The following is a 16,067-nucleotide window of genomic DNA, read 5'->3' as shown; positions in this document are numbered from 1 at the left end:
ATGCGGATCGAGATCGTCGAGGGGGACATCACGGCCCGGCCCGTGGATGCGATCGTCAACGCGGCCAACTCCTCCCTCCTGGGCGGCGGGGGCGTGGACGGCGCCATCCACCGGGCGGCCGGGCCGGAGCTGCTCGAGGCCTGCCGTGAGCTGCGCCGCACGCGGCTGCCCGCGGGCCTGCCGGTGGGCTCCGCCGTCGCGACGCCGGGCTTCCGGCTGCCCGCGCGGTGGGTGATCCACACGGTCGGCCCGAACTGGAACGCGGGCCAGCGGGATCCGGACCTGCTCGCCTCGTGCTTCGTGGAGAGCCTCGCGGTGGCGCGGGAGCTCCGCGCCGCATCGGTCGCCTTCCCCGCGATCTCGGCGGGGATCTTCGGCTGGGACCGCGACGTCGTGGCGGCCACCGCCGTCGAAGCCGTGCGCGGCGCGCCCGAGGGGAGCATCGAGACGGTCGAGTTCGTGCTGTTCGGCGACGCGACCGCCGCGGCCTTCACCGCGGCCCTGCACAGGACCGTCTGAGTGGATCCCACCGTCGCCGCGTGGCTGTCCGGCCCGTGGATGCTCGTGTGGCTCGCGGGGCTGATCGTCCTCGACGGGCTCTTCCCGCCGGTGCCGTCCGAGATCGCGCTCCTCACCGCGGGCAGCTACGCCGCCGAGGGCCGGACGAGTGCCGCTGCGCTCGTGGTGGTGGGGACACTGGGCTCATGGCTCGGCGACATCTGCGTCTACGTGCTGTTCCGCCGCCAGCTCACAGGCTTCCTCGATCGCAGCCGGTGGGGCCGGAAGGTGCACGGCACCGTCCACCGGGTGGTCGAGAGGTTCGGGCCGTCCTCGACCTACGGGGCGATCATCGGCATCCGGTTCCTCACCGGGGGGCGGCTGACCGCCAGCGCCACGTCCGGAATCGGCGAGGTGCCCTTCCGGCGGTTCGCCGTGGCTGCCGCCGCCGGCGGGTTCCTCTGGTCCGCGTGGCACGTGGCCCTGGGATTCGTCACCGGGCGCGCTACGGGGCTGCCGTTCTGGATGAGTGCCATCATCGGCACGGGCGTGGGCCTCGCCATCGGGCTCGTCATCGCAGGGGCCGTCGCAACGCGGCATCGGCGGGGGCAGCGCGCAGACGTCGAGGGCGCAGAACTGCACGATGCAGAACTTCACGGCGCAGAACTGCACAACGAGGAGCCGGTTCCGCCCGAGAACGAGCCCGAGGCCCCCTGAGTTGCTCAGTTCTGACCGCTAGACGGGGATCCACGCGCCCCGGCGCCGCCGCAGCACCTGGAGCCGGCCGGTCGTCGCGACGTCCTCGACGGCGTCCTGCATCGCGAGGGCGGCCCGGCGCGCGGAGGCGAGCTCGGCGTCGTCGTTCTCCGCCTCGACCAGGAAGCGGAGGGTGATCTGCGGGATCCCGCGGACCACGTCGACCTGGTGCGCCTCGACGTGGTGGATGGAGCCGAGGGCCTCCCGCGCGGCGTCCATGACCCGCTCGGGCGGGTGACCCGGCCGGAGGCCCGTGATCTGCAGGACGGCGCGGTAGCTCGGCATGGGGCCTACCGTATCGGCTCGGGCCCGTGCCTGCTGGCCGGGGCAGGGTCCACACTGGGACCATGGACGCTGCGCACGAAGCTGGGGCACCGTGAGCGCCTGGTGGGCGGTGGTGCTCGGGCTGGTGCCGGTCGTGGCGGCGGACGTCTTCTTCCCCATGGTCCCGGCCGAGGTCGCCGTCGCGACCGCCGGGGCACTCGCGTCGGAGGGCCACGTGGACTTCACGGCGGTCGTCGCGGCCTCCGCCATGGGCTCGTGGCTCGGGGACGTCGGCCTGTTCCTGCTGGTCAGGCACAGCCTGAGCCCGTTCGTGGACCGCTGGCGCTGGGGCCGCAGGCTGCACACCGGGACCCGGGAGGCCCTCGACCAGCTCGGCCGCCTCGGCGCGTTCGTGACCATCGTGGGCACGCGGTTCCTCCCCGGCGGGCGGCTCGGCGTCACGGTCACGTCCGGGATGTCCCAGGTCTCCACGCGCGGCTTCGTGGTGAGCGACGCCGTCGGCGGCCTGCTGTGGTCGCTGTGGATGGCGGGGATCGGCTTCGTGGCCCACCGGACCACGAATCTGCCGTTCTGGGCAGCGGCCCTCGTGAGCGCGGGGGCCAGCACCGTGCTGGGCCTGGGGCTGGCGGCGGTCCTCGCGCGGCGTCGTCGGCACCGGGGCGCCGATGAGCCGGACGCGCCGCCCCGTATCCTTGGCAGGTGACCCTCCAGGAATCCCTGCTCGGCTTCGCGGCCATCGCCGCGCTCATCACGGTGCTCCCGGGGACGGACACGGCCCTCGTGCTGCGGTATACGCTCAGCCAGGGCCGCCGCCACGCGTACACGGCCGCGCTGGGCATGATCACGGGCGCCTTCGTGTGGGGCGCCGCCGCGGCCACCGGCGTCTCGGCGCTCCTGACCGTCTCGGAGGTCGCGTATGACATCCTGCGGATCGCCGGCGCCCTGTACATGCTGTGGCTCGCGGTAGGGCTGTGGCGCGCCTCGTTCGCGAAGCACGACGGCGCCCTCCCGCCCGGCGCCCTCCCGCACCACAGTCTCGAGCCGCTGAAGCGGACGTGGGCGAAGGGCTTCATCTCGAACATCCTCAACCCGAAGTACGGCATGTTCTGCATCGCCGTGATCCCGCAGTTCCTCGTTCCGGGGGTGCCATCGGTCTGGATGGGCCTCCTGCTCTCCGTGGTGGCGAACGTCGAGGCGATCATCTGGTTCATCGCAATCGTTGCCGCAGCACAGTTCTTCGGCCGGTGGCTCAACGGCGGCACGTTCCGCAAGTGGATCGACCGGGTCACGGGCACCGCGCTGGGGGCATTCGGCGTCGTGGCGATCCTCGAGACCCGGCACGCCTGAGTCTGGGAATGCCCCACCCGGCTGGGGCATGCTGGTGGCATGACTGAGACTGCCGCCACGACCGATTCGCAGCTTGCCCGCTGGCAGCGCTTCCGCGACAACCGCAACGCGGCCCTGGCCGAGGAGCACGGGTGGCTCACGCTGACCTCGTTCCAGTGGCTCGAGCCCACGCCGTCCCCGGTGGAGCTCGTCCCGGGCCTGTGGTCCACGTCCGAGGAGACGGGCGTGGAGGCCGCCGTGCTCACCGCCCGGGCCGAAGAGGGGCTCGTGTTCGACGAGGAGGGCACCCCCGTGGACGGGACGTTCAGCGCGCACCTGTCCGAAGACGAGTCGCTGAACTGGGTGCGGTTCGGCACGATCGTCGTGGAGCTCGCGATGCGCGGCGGACGGTACGCGATCCGCACGCGGGACTCCGCCGCGCCGACCCGGACCGAGTTCCACGGCGTGCCTGTGTTCGACTATGCCCCGGAGTGGGTGATCGAGGCGCGCTGGGAGCCGTACCCCGAGCCCCGCAAGGTGCCGATCTCCACGGCCAACCCGCTCGTGGACGGCGTGCATGTCTCCGCGGGCGAGGTCGTGTTCGGCCGGCACGGGCACGAGTACCGGCTCCAGGCCGAGCAGGGTCCGCTCGGCGGGCTGACCATCACGTTCCACGACGAGACCAACGGCCAGACCACCGACGACTGGCGCAAGGTCGAGACACCCCGCCCCCGCCCGGATGGGACCGTGGTGCTCGACTTCAACCGGGCCATCAACTACCCGAGCGCCTTCACCGCGTACGGGACGTGCCCGATGCCGGTCCGGGGAAACTCCCTCGACCTCGCCGTCGAGGCGGGCGAGAAGACCCCCGACGCCGAGTAGCCACGCCTCCCGCCCCCGTTGAGGGGTCACTTCCCTCGTGAGGGGTCACTTCCCCGCGATGTGCGCCCCACTGACCCTTGGGAAGTGACCCCCTCAACGGGGAAGTGACCCCTCACGCAATGGCGGAGACCCCCGTGATGTCGCGGCCGGCGATGAGCGCGTTGACCTCGTACGTGCCCTCGTACGTGTAGATCGCCTCGGCGTCCGCGAAGACCTTGGCCATGCCGAAGTCGGCAAGGATCCCATTTCCGCCGAGGACCCCACGGCCCAGCGCCACGGTTTCCCGCATCCGCGCCGTCACCCATGCCTTGGCCAGGGCCACACGGGCCATCGTCGCTTGGCCGGACTCCTGGAGCGCGGCGAGCTCGGCGAGCATCGCCATGGACGCGGTCGCGTTGCCGAGCATCTGCACGAGCTGGCTCTGGACCATCTGGAACCTCGCGAGCGGCCTCCCGAACTGCTCCCGCTCGAGCGCGTACGCCCGCGCCACGTCGAACGCGGCGAGCTGCTGGCCCACGGCCTGCCACGAGACGAGGAGCCGGGACCCGAGCAGCATAGTGCGGGCGTCGTCGAACGAGGAGACCGAGGCGAACCGGTCCGCCTCGGCCACCCGCACGCCGTCGAACACCAGGTCCGCATTCTGGACTGTCCGCAGGGCCGTCTTGTGCTCGATCCGCGTCCGCGTGAGCCCGGGCGAGTCTCCCGCGACGATGAACGCGCGCACCGCCCCCGGCCCCTCGCCGTCGTGCGTCACCGGACCCGAGGAGCCAACCTCCCGCGCCCACACGAGGAGGTGGTCCGCGAAGGTGCCGTTGCCGATCCAGCGCTTCGCGCCGTCGAGCACCCACGAATCGCCGTCGCGGCGAGCCGCGAGCGAGAGTCCGCCGGCAACGTCGGAGCCGTGCTCGGGCTCGGTCAGGGCGAACGCGCCCGTGGTGCGCAGGGACGCGGCGTCTCCGAGGTACCGCGAGCGCTGCTCGGGCGTGCCGAACTCGTAGAGACCCTCGACGAACAGGTCGTGGTGGACCATGAAGAACGTCGCGATCGAGGTGTCCACGCGGGTCAGCTCGGCGATCACGAGGCCCGTGAACAAGCGGGAGTAGCCGTGCCGGCGCGGCGTCGACAGCCCCAGTGCGGCGAGCTTCGGCAGCACCGTATGCGGGAACTCCTCCCGCTCCCACCAGCCCACCGCGTACGGCGCGACTTCCGCGGCGAGGAACTCGCGCAGCTCACCGAGCTTGGCCCGCTCGCGGGCGTCGAGGCGGCGCTCGACGTCGTAGTAGTCGGCGGCGGGCAGCTCGCCGACTGTGCTCTTCGGGGTGAAGTCGTGGCGCTCTGGCGTCACTTGGGCGCCATCCGGATGGCGCCGTCGAGGCGGATGGTCTCGCCGTTGAGCATCGCGTTGTCCACGATGTGGGCCACGAGGTTCGCGTACTCGGCGGGCCGTCCGAGCCGCGCGGGATGCGGCACCTGTGCCCCGAGCGAGGCCTGGGCCTCCTGCGAGAGCCCCGCCATCATGGGGGTCTCGAAGATGCCGGGAGCGATCGTGACCACGCGGATGAGCGAGCGCGCGAGCTCCCGCGCGATCGGCAGCGTCATCGCGTGCACGGCGCCTTTCGAGGCGGAGTAGGCGGGCTGGCCGATCTGCCCGTCGAAGGCGGCGACGGAGGCCGTGTTCACGATGACGCCGCGTTCCGGGCCGCCGAGCTCGGTCGAGACGGGCTCGGTCGCCACCATCGCCTCCGCGGCGAGCCGGATCACGTTGAAGCTTCCGACCAGGTTCACCCGGATCACGCGCTCGAATTGCTCGAGCGGCAGCACGCCCTCGCGCCCCAGGACCTTGCCCGGCGTCGCGATTCCGGCGCAGTTCACGACCACACGCAGCGGCGCGAGCTCGCCGGCGCGCACGACGGCGGCCCGCACCTGCTGCTCGTCGGTCACGTCTGCGGGGGCGAACGTCGCGCGGTCCCCCAGCTCAGCCGCGAGTGCCTCGCCGGCACTGCCGGGCAGGTCCACGAGCACGACGGCGGCCCCGTCCGCGTGCAGGCGCCGCGCCGTGGCCGCCCCCAGGCCCGAGGCCCCTCCGGTGATGAGCGCGCTCGCGCCGTGAAGTTCCATGGTCCCTCCGTACTCCAGCCAACTTCCAGTTAACAGCCACTAACTGACTCGATCCTATCCGACATCAGTGACACAGGTCACGATACGGGCCGCACTACGCTGGAGCCCATGCAGCCAACGACCTGGGCGGAGCGTGCCCAAGCCGCCGCGGACAGCGTCAACGAGGGGTTCGGGCACCGGATCCTGCGCGTCGTCCCGGGAACCTGGATCGCCTCGATCGCGCGGCCGGCCCGGAAGATCGGCCGCCCGTGGGATCCGTGGCACTACTGGTGGCAGGCCCACTATCTGGACTGCCTCGTGGACGCGTCGTGGCGCCAGCTCGGACATGACCCCTCAGCACAGGGAGACGACCCCTCGCGGGGAGGTGGGCCGCGGGAACTGCGGCTCGCCCGCGCGCTGCTCGCCTCGATCAAGGTCCGGAACTTCTTCCAGTACCGCAACGCGTTCTACGACGACATGGCGTGGCTCTGCCTCGCCGCCGACCGCGCCGAGCACCTGACCGAGCTCGTCACGCACCATGGGCTCCGCGACGCGCGCACCGTGGCGCGGACCCTGGGCCGCCAGCTCGTCTCGGCGAACACCTCGGATGGGGGCGGCGGGCTGTTCTGGAACACGCAGCGCCGGTTCAAGAACACCCCGGCCACCTCGCCCGCCGCGCTCTTCTTCGCCCGCTCGGGGGACCGCGGGCGCGCCCAGGCCCTTGTCGACTGGCTCCACAGCACGCTGTTCGACCCGGCCCGGGGACTCTACCTCGACGGCATCAACCTCAACCGGGACGGCACCACCGAGCTCATCGAGGGCATCTGGACCTACAACCAGGGCCCGGTGCTCGGTGCCCTCGTGGCCCTCGGCGGGCCGGAGAACCTCGCCCGCGCGGAGGCGCTCATCGCCGCGGTCGACGCGCACCTCACGGTGGACTGGGAGACGCACGACGGCGCGCGGGGCCGCGCGCTGAGGGGCGACGGAGGCGGTGACGGCGGGCTCTTCATGGGGATCCTGGCCCGCTACCTCACCGTGGCCGCCGTCAGCCGGAGCGTCTCGCCCGAGGCCCGCGCGACGGCCAGACGGCTCGTCGTCGACACTGCGGAGGCCCTGTGGTCGGGGGCGGAGGAGCGGCAGGCCCGGAGGGGCGCCCAGGGAGGCGAGACCTACTGGACGTTCCCCCAGAAGCCCGGCCAGGCGGCGTCGGACGAGTATCCGCCAGGGCGCCGCGTTGAGCTGTCCACCCAGCTGCAGGCGTGGATGGTGCTCGAGTTCGCGCACGAGCTCACGCTTGAGCGGAAGCCTCAGCGCGATTAGCGAAGCTCAAGGTTGCGTAATTGATGTGATTTACATCACATTAAGACGAGAATCGGCGGTTTCTTAGGTGTGGCTAACCTACAGTCGATCCTGACGTCGTCACTCCACCCGTGACCCACGAAAGGGACGCTCCCATGAAGCTCCGCCCCCGGGCCCTCGCTGGCCTCGCGATGGCCGCAGCGGCCACCCTCGGACTGGCCGCGTGCGGCACGTCGACCCCCTCCGGCGGTTCCTCGGGTGCCGCGACGCCCGGCGCCACCATCACCGTGTACAACGCCCAGCACGAGTCGCTCACCAAGGAGTGGATCGACGCCTTCACCGCCGAGACCGGCATCAAGGTCAACTACCGGCAGGGCGACGACACCGAGATGTCGAACCAGATCATCCAGGAAGGCGCCAACTCCCCTGCGGACGTGTTCCTGACCGAGAACTCCCCCGCGATGACGCAGGTGGAGAACGCGGGCCTCTTCACGGACGTCGACCCGGGCACCGTCGCCCAGGTCCCCGCCGAGTACCGGCCGTCCACGAACAAGTGGATCGGCATCGCCGCCCGCTCCACCGTGTTCGCGTACAACAAGGCCAAGCTCTCCCAGGACCAGCTCCCGAAGTCGCTCATGGACCTCGCGAAGCCCGAGTGGAAGGGCCGCTGGGCCGCTTCGCCGTCCGGCGCCGACTTCCAGGCGATCATCTCCGCCATGCTCGAACTCAAGGGCGAGTCGGCCACCGGCGACTGGCTCAAGGCCATGAAGGACAACGCCAAGATCTACAAGGGCAACTCGACGGCCATGAAGGCCGTCAACGCCGGCGAGGTCGACGGCGCCGTCATCTACCACTACTACTGGTTCGGCGACCAGGCGCAGACCGGCGAGAACTCCAAGAATGTCAGCCTCGAGTACTTCAAGAACCAGGACCCGGGCGCCTTCGTCTCGATCTCCGGCGGCGGCGTCCTCAAGTCCTCCAAGAACCAGGCCGCGGCGCAGGCGTTCCTCAGGTTCGTCACGGGCAAGAAGGGCCAGGAGGTCCTCCAGAAGGGGACGTCCTTCGAGTACGCAGTGGGCTCCAACGTTCCGTCCAATGAAAAGCTTGTACCCCTGACGGACCTCGACGCGCCTAAGATCGATCCGGCCAAGCTCAACTCGAAGAAGGTCAACGACCTCATGACCGCAGCAGGACTCCTCTAAGCATTGGATCAGGTCCCAGCCACCGCTTCCCCCGCCGGGACACCGGCGCCGGGCGAGGCGACGACGGCGGGCGAGGGCAAGCGCCCTCGCCCCCGTCGTGGTCTGCAGCGCCGCGCCCTCCCTCCGGTCGGTGTCGTGCTCCTCGCCTCTCTCATCACCGCCGCTTCCCTCATTCCCCTCGGGTTTGTGGTCGCCACGACCATTTCGACCGGCTGGGACACGGCCACGGCGCTCATCTTCCGTCCCCGCACGCTCGAGCTCCTGGGCAACACCCTGATGCTCATGCTCATCACGGTGCCGCTGTGCATCGTGCTCGGGGTCGGCGGCGCGTGGCTCGTGGAGCGGACCTCGCTGAAGGGGAACAAGGTCTGGGCCGTGCTGCTCGCGGCGCCGCTGGCGATCCCGGCATTCGTGAACTCGTACGCGTGGGTCTCCGCGGTGCCCAGCCTCGAGGGCGTGTTCTCCGGGGTCCTCATCGCGACACTCTCGTACTACCCGCTCGTCTACATCCCCGCGGCGGCGACCCTGTCCCGGATGGACCCGGCGATCGAGCAGTCCGCCGCGTCGCTGGGGCTGGGCTCGTGGAAGGTGTTCTTCCGCGTGGTGCTGCCGCAGCTGCGGATCGCCATCGCCGGCGGGGCGCTGCTCGTCGCGCTGCACCTCCTCGCGGAGTACGGCGCGTTCGCGATGATCCGCTTCGACACGTTCACCACCGCGATCATGGAGCAGTACCGCTCCACGTTCAACGGGGCAGCGGGCAACATGCTCGCCTCCGTGCTCGTCACGGTGTGCCTTGTCCTGCTCGTCATCGAGGCGCGGCTGCGCGGGAACGCCCGCTACGCCCGCATCGGATCGGGCGCACAGGCCGCCCCCACGAGACTCCGCCTCGGCGCGTGGGAGGCGCCCGCCCAGATCGGGCTCCTCGGGCTCGCGGTGCTCGCCGTGGGTGTGCCGCTCTGGATGACCGTCACGTGGGCCGCGCAGGGCGGGGCCAGGATCTGGCAGACCGACGAGCTGGCCGGCGCCCTCGGGTCCAGCCTGTGGCTCGGGCTCCTCGGCGCGATCGTGACCACGGTCGTCGCGTTCCCGCTCGCGTTCCTCGCGGACCGGTATGCGGGCTGGCTGTCGCGGGCGCTCGAGCTGGCCAACTACGTCACGAGCTCCATGCCCGGGATCGTGCTGGCCCTCGCATTCGTCACCGTGGCCCTCCGCGCGGTGCCGGGCGTCTACCAGACCACGGGGCTCCTCGTGGCCGCGTACGTCCTGCTGTTCCTTCCGCGGGCCCTCGTGAACCTTCGCGCAGGCCTGGCCCAGGCGCCCAAGGAACTCGAGGAGTCGGCCCGCGCCCTCGGGAAGCCGCCGCTCCTGGCGTTCTTCCGCGTGACCCTGCGCCTCGCCGCGCCGGCCGCCGCGGGGGGCGCGGCCCTGGTGTTCCTGGCCGTCATCAACGAGCTGACGGCCACACTCCTGCTCTCTCCGCTCGGCACCAAGACCCTCGCCACCGAGTTCTGGGCGCTCTCGAGCGAAATCGACTATGTGGGCGCGGCCCCGTACGCGCTCCTCATGATCGCGATCTCCGCCCCCATGACGTACCTGTTGTTCCAGCAGTCCAAGAAAGCAGCCGGACAGTGACCGAACAGACCCCCACCCCCGTCAGCTCGGCCCGACTGCCGGAGCCGCGCGTCTCCCCGCAGATCGCCCAGACGGCGGACCACCACCTCGACATCGAGGGCGTCACCAAGAACTTCGGGCACCAGCTGGTGCTCAAGGGCATCAACCTGTCCGTGGCCCGCGGGGGCACGACGGCGATCGTGGGACCGAGCGGGTCGGGCAAGACCACGCTCCTGCGCCTCATCGCCGGGTTCGAGGCCCCTGACACGGGCCGGATCCTCATGGACGGGCGCGAGGTCGCCGGATCCACCTGGGTGCCCGCGCACCGGCGCAACATCGGCTACGTGGCGCAGGACGGCGCACTCTTCCCGCACCTGTCCGTGGGGCAGAACGTGGCGTTCGGCCTCGATCGGGACAAGTTCCGCGGGCGCAAGGCCGTCGCGGGGCGGGTCGAGGAGCTCCTGGACATGGTGGCCCTGGACGGCTCCTACGCCAGGCGCCGCCCGCACCAGCTCTCCGGCGGGCAGCAGCAGCGCATCGCGCTGGCCCGCGCGATGGCCTGCGAGCCGGAGGTCATGCTCCTGGACGAGCCGTTCTCCGCGCTCGACGCCGGCCTCCGCGTCGCCACCCGCCGCGCGATCGGCAAGGTCCTGCACGACGCCGGCGTCACCACCATCCTCGTCACCCACGATCAGGCCGAGGCGCTCTCCTTCGCCGACCAGGTCGCGGTGATGCGCGGCGGGAAGCTCGCGCAGATCGGCAACCCGTTCGTCGTGTACACCCGGCCCGCCGACCGCTCCACCGCCGAGTTCCTCGGCGACGCCGTGATCCTCGAGGCATGGCTCGAGGGGTCCCTCGCGATGTGCTCGCTCGGGGCGATCCCCGTGCGCCGCCCGCCGGCGCAGGGCCGTGTGCAGATCATGCTGCGCCCCGAGCAGATCCGCATCGCCGCCGACTCCCGCATCCACGGCACCGTCCTGGACTGGGACTACTTCGGTCCCGAGTCGTCGGTGCGGATCAAGCTGCCCGAGCGCCCTGCTGACCCTCGCATTCCCGGCGGCGGCGAGATCATCACGATCCGCCACTGGAATGCCGCCATGGCCCGCGCGGGGATGGACCTCGCGCTCAAGGTCATCGGCGAGGGCGTCGCCTTCCCGCTCGAGTAGCCCCACCCCACCATCTCGGGTACGCCAACTCGAGCCTTGGACCATCTCGGGAACACGGTCAGCCGCGGTCTTGCCCGATGCTCCGCTCGAGGGCGATCCGACGCGTACCCGAGATCGTCCGACGCGGTGAGACGTATACCCGAGACGGCCTCGCGGGCGAGTTTCTGTACCCGAAACGAGTGCGGACGACGACGGCGCCTCACCTCGGCGGCCAACGGGCGCCCGGGAGGGCGCGCGCCGTCGTGCGCCCGCGGCTAGGCTGGTCGCATGGCCGACGACGTGACCCCCTACCGCGACGGGCCCGCCACCCGGTGGGTCGCCAGCTCCGCGCTGACCCGGTACCGCCTCGCCCCGAACCCCGGGCCGATGAGCCTGGATGGGACGAACTCGTACGTGATCGCGGCTCCGGGATCGGACTCGGTGGTCGTCGTGGACCCGGGACCGCTCGACGACGAGCACCTCGCTGAGCTCGCGGGAACCGGGCACGTGGAGCTCATCGTCCTGACCCACCACCATCCGGACCACACCGAGGCCGCCGAGGAGTTCCACCGCCTGACCGGCGCCCCGGTCCGAGCGAGAGATGCGGCCCTGTGCCTCGGCGCCGGCCCGCTCGACGACGGCGAGCGCCTTGACGCCGCGGGCGTGCGGATCGACGTCCTCGCCACGCCCGGGCACACCGCGGACTCGATCTGCCTCCACCTCCCCGACGACGGCGAACAGGGCGCCGTCCTCACCGGGGACACCATCCTGGGCCGTGGGACCACGGTCATCGTGTTCCCGGACGGCCGCCTCGGCGACTACCTCGCGACGCTGCGCAGGCTCGAGGCCCTCGGCCCGGCCACGGTGCTGCCGGCCCATGGGCCAGTTCTCCCGGACCTCGCACAGATAGCCGGCGCGTACCTCGCCCACCGCGAGGAGCGGCTCGATCAGGTGCGCGCGGCCCTCGCGCACCTCGGGCAGGACGCCTCCATCGCCGCCGTCACCGACGCCGTCTACACGGACATCGACGCGAGCGTGCGCGGTGCCGCCGAGAACTCCGTCGCGGCGCAGCTGGACTACCTGCGCGGCTGGGCGTAGGCCAAAGGGCCGCCGTCAGAACAGGCTGAATCGGCTGAACTCCCCCGTCGCGGGCGCGAACCCCGCGTCCACGCGGTCCACGCGCCCCGGCGTCTCGCCCGAGCGTAGCCATGCCAGCAGCCCCTCAACGCCGGCGCGGGGGCCCTCCGCCACGACCTGCACGGTCCCGTCCGGCAGGTTCCCCGCGGAGCCCACGAGCCCGCGCTTCTCCGCTTCCGCGAGCGTCCAGTACCGGAACCCGACCCCCTGCACGATCCCCGAGACCCTGGCCTCGAGCCGCGCAGGCCCGTCAGAGGTGCCGATGGCGCCCGGCGAGCCAGCGGCGCGAGGGGCGTCGGGACCGTGCGTACCGTGGCGACGGAAGAGCGGCATGCCTCAAGTGTCCGCCGGGGACCGGGAGCCCGCCACCTCCGAGCCGGCGGGCCGCGCGGCCCCCGCGTGCGCCGGCAGCCGAAGCGCGTCGATCCACACGACCGCGGCGAGCACGACGGCGCTGATCGCCCACGCCGCCACGACGTCGGTGAGCCAGTGCCGGCCGAGGTAGAGGTCGCACCCCGCGACGGCGAGTGCCACGATCCCCGCGCTCACCGCCGCGGACCCGAGGCCCCGCGCGCTTGCCCGCCGCGAGTAGGCGAGGTAGAGGGCCACGAGCAGCAGCGTGAGGGCCCCCGAGGTGTGGACGGCGGGGAACGCGGGCGCGTCGATGCCGCCCACCGCCTCGAACCAGGCCGGGGGCCGGGCCCGGCCCACCCAGAGCCGGGCGCCGGTGACGAGGAGGAAGTCCGCGAGGCTCGCGCCGAGGAGCAGTGCCGGGCGCCACAGCTCACGCCGGGCCACACCCCACGCGAGGGCGATCGCCGCCGCGGCACCCATCGTCACGAGTGGGCCGGACGCCGCGCGGAGCGCCTCGGCCGCGGCGGTGAGGGGGGCGGAGCGGTGTGCGGCGAGCCCGTCGAGGATGGGCCAGTCGAGGTCGGCGAGGCCCCAGTCGCCGGCGATGGATTCGAGGAGCAACCCGAACATCACGATGCCCGCCGCGGCCAGGAGGACGGCTGCGACGCGCCTCGAGTACGCAGGGACGTGGAGCATCATTCAAGTGTCGCGGAGGGACGTTGGAGGCTGCCGGGAGGAAGCTCGGCGGTTGCTGGGAATCGGGGCGGTCCGCGCGCTGCCCGGGCCGTTTCGATTGTCGGGGCGCGGGGGTAGCGTGACGGCATGAGCGAGCTCCTCCAGCCGTCCCTGCACCGCCAGCACGTCTCCGTGGCCGCCCCTTCGCAAGTGTGGGTCGGCGCGGACGGGCGCCTCGCCCCGGACCCTGCGGGGCTCACCGGGGTGTTCCACGCGGACACGCGCTTCCTCGACCACGCCCTCGTGACGGTGGACGGCGTCGAGCCGCAGGCGGTGGGCGTTGCCGCGGACGGCAGCCGCCTCACCGTGGACGGGCTCGCGAGGAACATTGCCGGGCCCACGCTCGACCCCGCCGTGCGGGTGGTCCAGATGTGGACCGTCACGCCAGGGCTGGTGCGGCACCGGGTCGAGCTCTCGACGTCCCTGCCCGAGCTCGCCTGCACACTCGCCGTGCACCTCGGCGCGGACTTCGCGCCGATGGACGCGGTGCGGGTGGGCGGCGACGTCGCGCCGGTGGAGCCCGCGCACGACGCCGCCCGGCTCGCCTGGGCGGCCGACGGCAGGACCGCCGTGGTCACCCCGGCGACGCCGGGGGCGCGCATCGTGACCGCGATCGACGTGGACTCCGACGACACGGACGGGTTCCCCTCGGGGCACCCGTCGCTCGTCTGGTCCGCGGCGCTGCGCCGGGGTGTGCCGTTCGCCGCGGAGTGGAGCGTCACGCTCGAGGACGCGGGCGCCGTCGTGCGTCCGGCCCCGGGCGGGGAGGCCGCGGTCGCCCCGGAGTCGCGGCCCGGGCCCGCCGGCCGTCTCGAGGCCGCGTCGCTGCGCCAGCTCGCGGGGCTGCGCCTGGTCACGACGCGCGCACCCGAGGCGCCGTTCCTCGCGGCCGGGGCACCGTGGTACTTCACGCTGTTCGGGCGCGATTCGCTGTGGGCCGCGCGGCTCATGCTCCCGCACGATTCCGCGCTCGCTGCCGGAACGCTCCGGGCGCTCGCGGCGTACCAGGGGTCGGAGCGGGTCGTGGAGTCGGCGGAGGAACCGGGGAAGATCCCGCACGAGATCCGCGCCCGCGAGCTCGTGGTGTCCCACGGGCCCGGCGGCGACCAGCTGCGCCTCCCTCCCGTCTACTACGGCACCGTCGACGCGACGGCGCTGTGGCTGTGCCTCCTCGGGGAGCTGTGGGGCACGGGGCGCGCGCCCGACGCCGTCCGGGCGCTCCTGCCCGCCGCCCGCCGGGCCGCGGACTGGCTCCTCGGTGCGGCTACCGGCCCGGCCGGGTTCCTCGCGTACCGCGACGAGTCCGGCCACGGCCTGAGCAATCAGGGTTGGAAGGACTCGGCGGACGCGATGCAGTTCATGGACGGGCGCCGCGCCGAGGGGCCCATTGCCCTCGCGGAGGTGCAGGGGTATGCCCATCAGGCGGCGCTCGCGGCCGCGGACCTGTTCGAGGAGCTGCGCGAGCCCGGCGGTGGGTCCGGGCTGCGGGCCAAGGCCGGGGAGCTGCGCGAGTTCGCCGGCGCGCTGCGGGACCGGTTCCGGGAATCGTTCTGGGTGCACGACGGCGCCGGGCCGTTCCCGGCGATGGCGCTCGACGGCGCCGGCACTCCCCTCGACTCGCCCGGCTCAAACATGGGGCACCTGTTGGGCACCGGCCTGCTCGATCCGGCCGAGTCGCGGCTCGTGGTGGACCGGCTGCTGGGGCCCGAGCTCTTCAGCGGGTATGGGATCCGGACGCTCTCCACGGCCGCCGCGGGGTACTGGCCCCTGAGCTATCACTGCGGGTCCGTGTGGGCGCACGACACGGCAATCGCCGTCCGCGGCATGCTCGCCGAGGGGTTCCGCGCCGAGGCTGCGACCGTGGCCCGGGGGCTGCTGCGGGCGGCGGAGTCGTTCGGCGGGTCACTGCCCGAGCTGTTCTCGGGGGTCGGGGCCGACGCCTCGGGCATTGCCCTCGCGTACCCCGCGGCGTGCCATCCGCAGGCGTGGAGCGCGGCCTCGGCCGTGGTGGTGGCCCGGGCCCTCGCCCCGGCGGGAAGGCTGCCGTAGCGTCGGGCCTCCCGCCACGCCGGGGTCGTCCGCCCGCGGGGGTCAGGGGCGCTTCTTCTGCGGGTAGATCGTCTCGTGCCGCGCGAGCATGTCCACGTATTCGGCGATCTTCCGCGCCCGCGTCTCGGGCCGCTTGACGGTCGTGGTCCGGTAGATGAGCGCGAACCGGTTGGTGGAGGTCAGGACGTCGAACATCGCCTGCGCCTCGGGCACGGCGGCGATGGCGGCCGCGAGGTCCTCGGGAACCTCGGCAGTGGCGGCCCCTCCGTAGGCGCGCTCCCACCGGCCGTCGGCCTTGGCCGCGTCGACGACACGACGCCCAGCATCGGTCATCCGCCCCTCGGCCTCGAGGCGCCCGACCCGCTCCACGTTCGTCTTGGACCAGACGCTGGTCCGGGTCCGCGGGGTGAAGCGGATCGCGGAGCTCTCCGCATCCCGGGTCCGCAGCTGCCCATCGATCCATCCGAAGCACAGCGCCTCGAGCACGGCCGGCTCGTACTGCAGCCCGGTGACGGTCCCGCCCTTCTTGTGCAGCACGAGCCACACCCCGGGGCTGTCGGCGTGGTGCTCGGCGAGCCAGCCGCGCCAGGCGGCCGCGTCGGGGACGAGGAGTTCGGGCAGCTCGGGGGCCATGCAGCCAAGACTTCCCGCTGGACCAACCGAGCGCAACCATGGAGGCAGCCCTACCGAA

Annotated in this window: 17 protein-coding genes; 11 read left to right on the top strand and 6 right to left on the bottom strand. The window is 72.4% G+C overall.

Going from position 1 to position 16,067, the window contains the following annotated elements; genetic code table 11:
• Together SCMU_RS03165 and SCMU_RS03160 are read left to right on the top strand one after the other, a co-directional pair.
• Complete coding sequence (locus SCMU_RS03165) at window positions 1-519, top strand: O-acetyl-ADP-ribose deacetylase (protein WP_229231559.1); 519 nt, start codon at window positions 1-3, stop codon at window positions 517-519.
• A complete protein-coding gene (locus SCMU_RS03160; RefSeq protein WP_229231558.1) occupies window positions 520-1,215 on the top strand; it encodes a DedA family protein in 696 nt (231 codons plus the stop codon).
• 18 nt (window positions 1,216-1,233) lie between these two features.
• Here SCMU_RS03160 and SCMU_RS03155 read toward each other — a convergent pair whose 3' ends face one another.
• On the bottom strand, window positions 1,234-1,539 hold the full coding sequence (locus SCMU_RS03155; protein WP_229231556.1) for a hypothetical protein: 306 nt from the start codon (window positions 1,537-1,539) through the stop codon (window positions 1,234-1,236).
• Window positions 1,540-1,630: 91 nt separating this feature from the next.
• On the opposite strand from SCMU_RS03155, the gene SCMU_RS03150 reads away from it, so the two are divergent.
• The 3 genes from SCMU_RS03150 to SCMU_RS03140 are packed head-to-tail and all read left to right on the top strand — an operon-like array spanning window position 1,631 to window position 3,747.
• Window positions 1,631-2,242 carry a DedA family protein gene (locus SCMU_RS03150; protein ID WP_229231554.1) on the top strand — a complete coding sequence of 204 codons (612 nt, stop codon included), beginning with the start codon at window positions 1,631-1,633 and terminating at the stop codon, window positions 2,240-2,242.
• A complete protein-coding gene (locus SCMU_RS03145; RefSeq protein ID WP_229231553.1) occupies window positions 2,239-2,886 on the top strand; it encodes a LysE family translocator in 648 nt (215 codons plus the stop codon). The genes SCMU_RS03150 and SCMU_RS03145 overlap by 4 nt, the downstream gene beginning before the upstream one ends.
• 39 nt (window positions 2,887-2,925) lie before the next feature.
• Window positions 2,926-3,747 carry a DUF1684 domain-containing protein gene (locus SCMU_RS03140; protein WP_229231552.1) on the top strand — a complete coding sequence of 274 codons (822 nt, stop codon included), beginning with the start codon at window positions 2,926-2,928 and terminating at the stop codon, window positions 3,745-3,747.
• Between the two features lie 112 nt (window positions 3,748-3,859).
• Here SCMU_RS03140 and SCMU_RS03135 read toward each other — a convergent pair whose 3' ends face one another.
• Together SCMU_RS03135 and SCMU_RS03130 are read right to left on the bottom strand one after the other, a co-directional pair.
• Window positions 3,860-5,092: an acyl-CoA dehydrogenase family protein gene (locus SCMU_RS03135; protein WP_229231551.1), complete on the bottom strand. Its 1,233-nt coding sequence runs from the start codon at window positions 5,090-5,092 to the stop codon at window positions 3,860-3,862.
• The gene (locus tag SCMU_RS03130; protein ID WP_229231550.1) at window positions 5,089-5,865 is read right to left on the bottom strand and encodes a 3-hydroxyacyl-CoA dehydrogenase; all 777 of its coding nucleotides are present in this window, start codon (window positions 5,863-5,865) and stop codon (window positions 5,089-5,091) included. Before SCMU_RS03130 ends, SCMU_RS03135 begins: the two co-directional genes overlap by 4 nt.
• Window positions 5,866-5,973: 108 nt before the next feature.
• Here SCMU_RS03130 and SCMU_RS03125 point away from each other — a divergent pair, with 108 nt between their 5' ends.
• The 5 genes from SCMU_RS03125 to SCMU_RS03105 all read left to right on the top strand — a co-directional run bounded on the left by SCMU_RS03125 (window position 5,974) and on the right by SCMU_RS03105 (window position 12,199).
• Window positions 5,974-7,164, top strand: a complete 1,191-nt coding sequence (locus tag SCMU_RS03125; RefSeq protein ID WP_229231549.1) for a glycoside hydrolase family 76 protein — start codon at window positions 5,974-5,976, stop codon at window positions 7,162-7,164.
• A gap of 134 nt (window positions 7,165-7,298) precedes the next feature.
• Window positions 7,299-8,345 (top strand): iron ABC transporter substrate-binding protein, encoded by a 1,047-nt coding sequence (locus SCMU_RS03120; protein WP_229231548.1) that lies wholly within the window; start codon window positions 7,299-7,301, stop codon window positions 8,343-8,345.
• A gap of 3 nt (window positions 8,346-8,348) precedes the next feature.
• Window positions 8,349-9,977, top strand: a complete 1,629-nt coding sequence (locus tag SCMU_RS03115; RefSeq protein WP_443020206.1) for an ABC transporter permease — start codon at window positions 8,349-8,351, stop codon at window positions 9,975-9,977.
• On the top strand, window positions 9,974-11,122 hold the full coding sequence (locus SCMU_RS03110; RefSeq protein ID WP_443020205.1) for an ABC transporter ATP-binding protein: 1,149 nt from the start codon (window positions 9,974-9,976) through the stop codon (window positions 11,120-11,122). Before SCMU_RS03115 ends, SCMU_RS03110 begins: the two co-directional genes overlap by 4 nt.
• Before the next feature lie 267 nt (window positions 11,123-11,389).
• On the top strand, window positions 11,390-12,199 hold the full coding sequence (locus tag SCMU_RS03105; protein ID WP_229231547.1) for an MBL fold metallo-hydrolase: 810 nt from the start codon (window positions 11,390-11,392) through the stop codon (window positions 12,197-12,199).
• A 15-nt stretch (window positions 12,200-12,214) separates the two neighbouring features.
• On the opposite strand, the gene SCMU_RS03100 is transcribed toward SCMU_RS03105, so the two are convergent.
• Both SCMU_RS03100 and SCMU_RS03095 read right to left on the bottom strand, forming a co-directional pair.
• Entirely contained in the window at window positions 12,215-12,571 is a 357-nt protein-coding gene (locus SCMU_RS03100) for an acylphosphatase (RefSeq protein ID WP_371829628.1), read from the bottom strand.
• A 3-nt stretch (window positions 12,572-12,574) separates the two neighbouring features.
• Window positions 12,575-13,288, bottom strand: a complete 714-nt coding sequence (locus SCMU_RS03095) for a phosphatase PAP2 family protein (RefSeq protein ID WP_229231546.1) — start codon at window positions 13,286-13,288, stop codon at window positions 12,575-12,577.
• 126 nt (window positions 13,289-13,414) lie between these two features.
• Between SCMU_RS03095 and SCMU_RS03090 the strand changes: the two genes are divergently transcribed.
• Window positions 13,415-15,376 (top strand): glycogen debranching N-terminal domain-containing protein, encoded by a 1,962-nt coding sequence (locus SCMU_RS03090; RefSeq protein ID WP_229231545.1) that lies wholly within the window; start codon window positions 13,415-13,417, stop codon window positions 15,374-15,376.
• 42 nt (window positions 15,377-15,418) lie between these two features.
• Here the strand turns inward: SCMU_RS03090 and SCMU_RS03085 are convergent, their stop codons facing one another.
• A complete protein-coding gene (locus SCMU_RS03085; RefSeq protein WP_229231544.1) occupies window positions 15,419-16,009 on the bottom strand; it encodes a YdeI/OmpD-associated family protein in 591 nt (196 codons plus the stop codon).
• Window positions 16,010-16,067: the final 58 nt, after the last annotated feature.

The organism is Sinomonas cyclohexanicum (assembly GCF_020886775.1).
Lineage (GTDB): Bacteria > Actinomycetota > Actinomycetes > Actinomycetales > Micrococcaceae > Sinomonas > Sinomonas cyclohexanicum.
The sequence above is the reverse complement of the archived record's forward strand: the minus strand, read 5'-3'. Positions and strand labels throughout refer to the sequence as shown.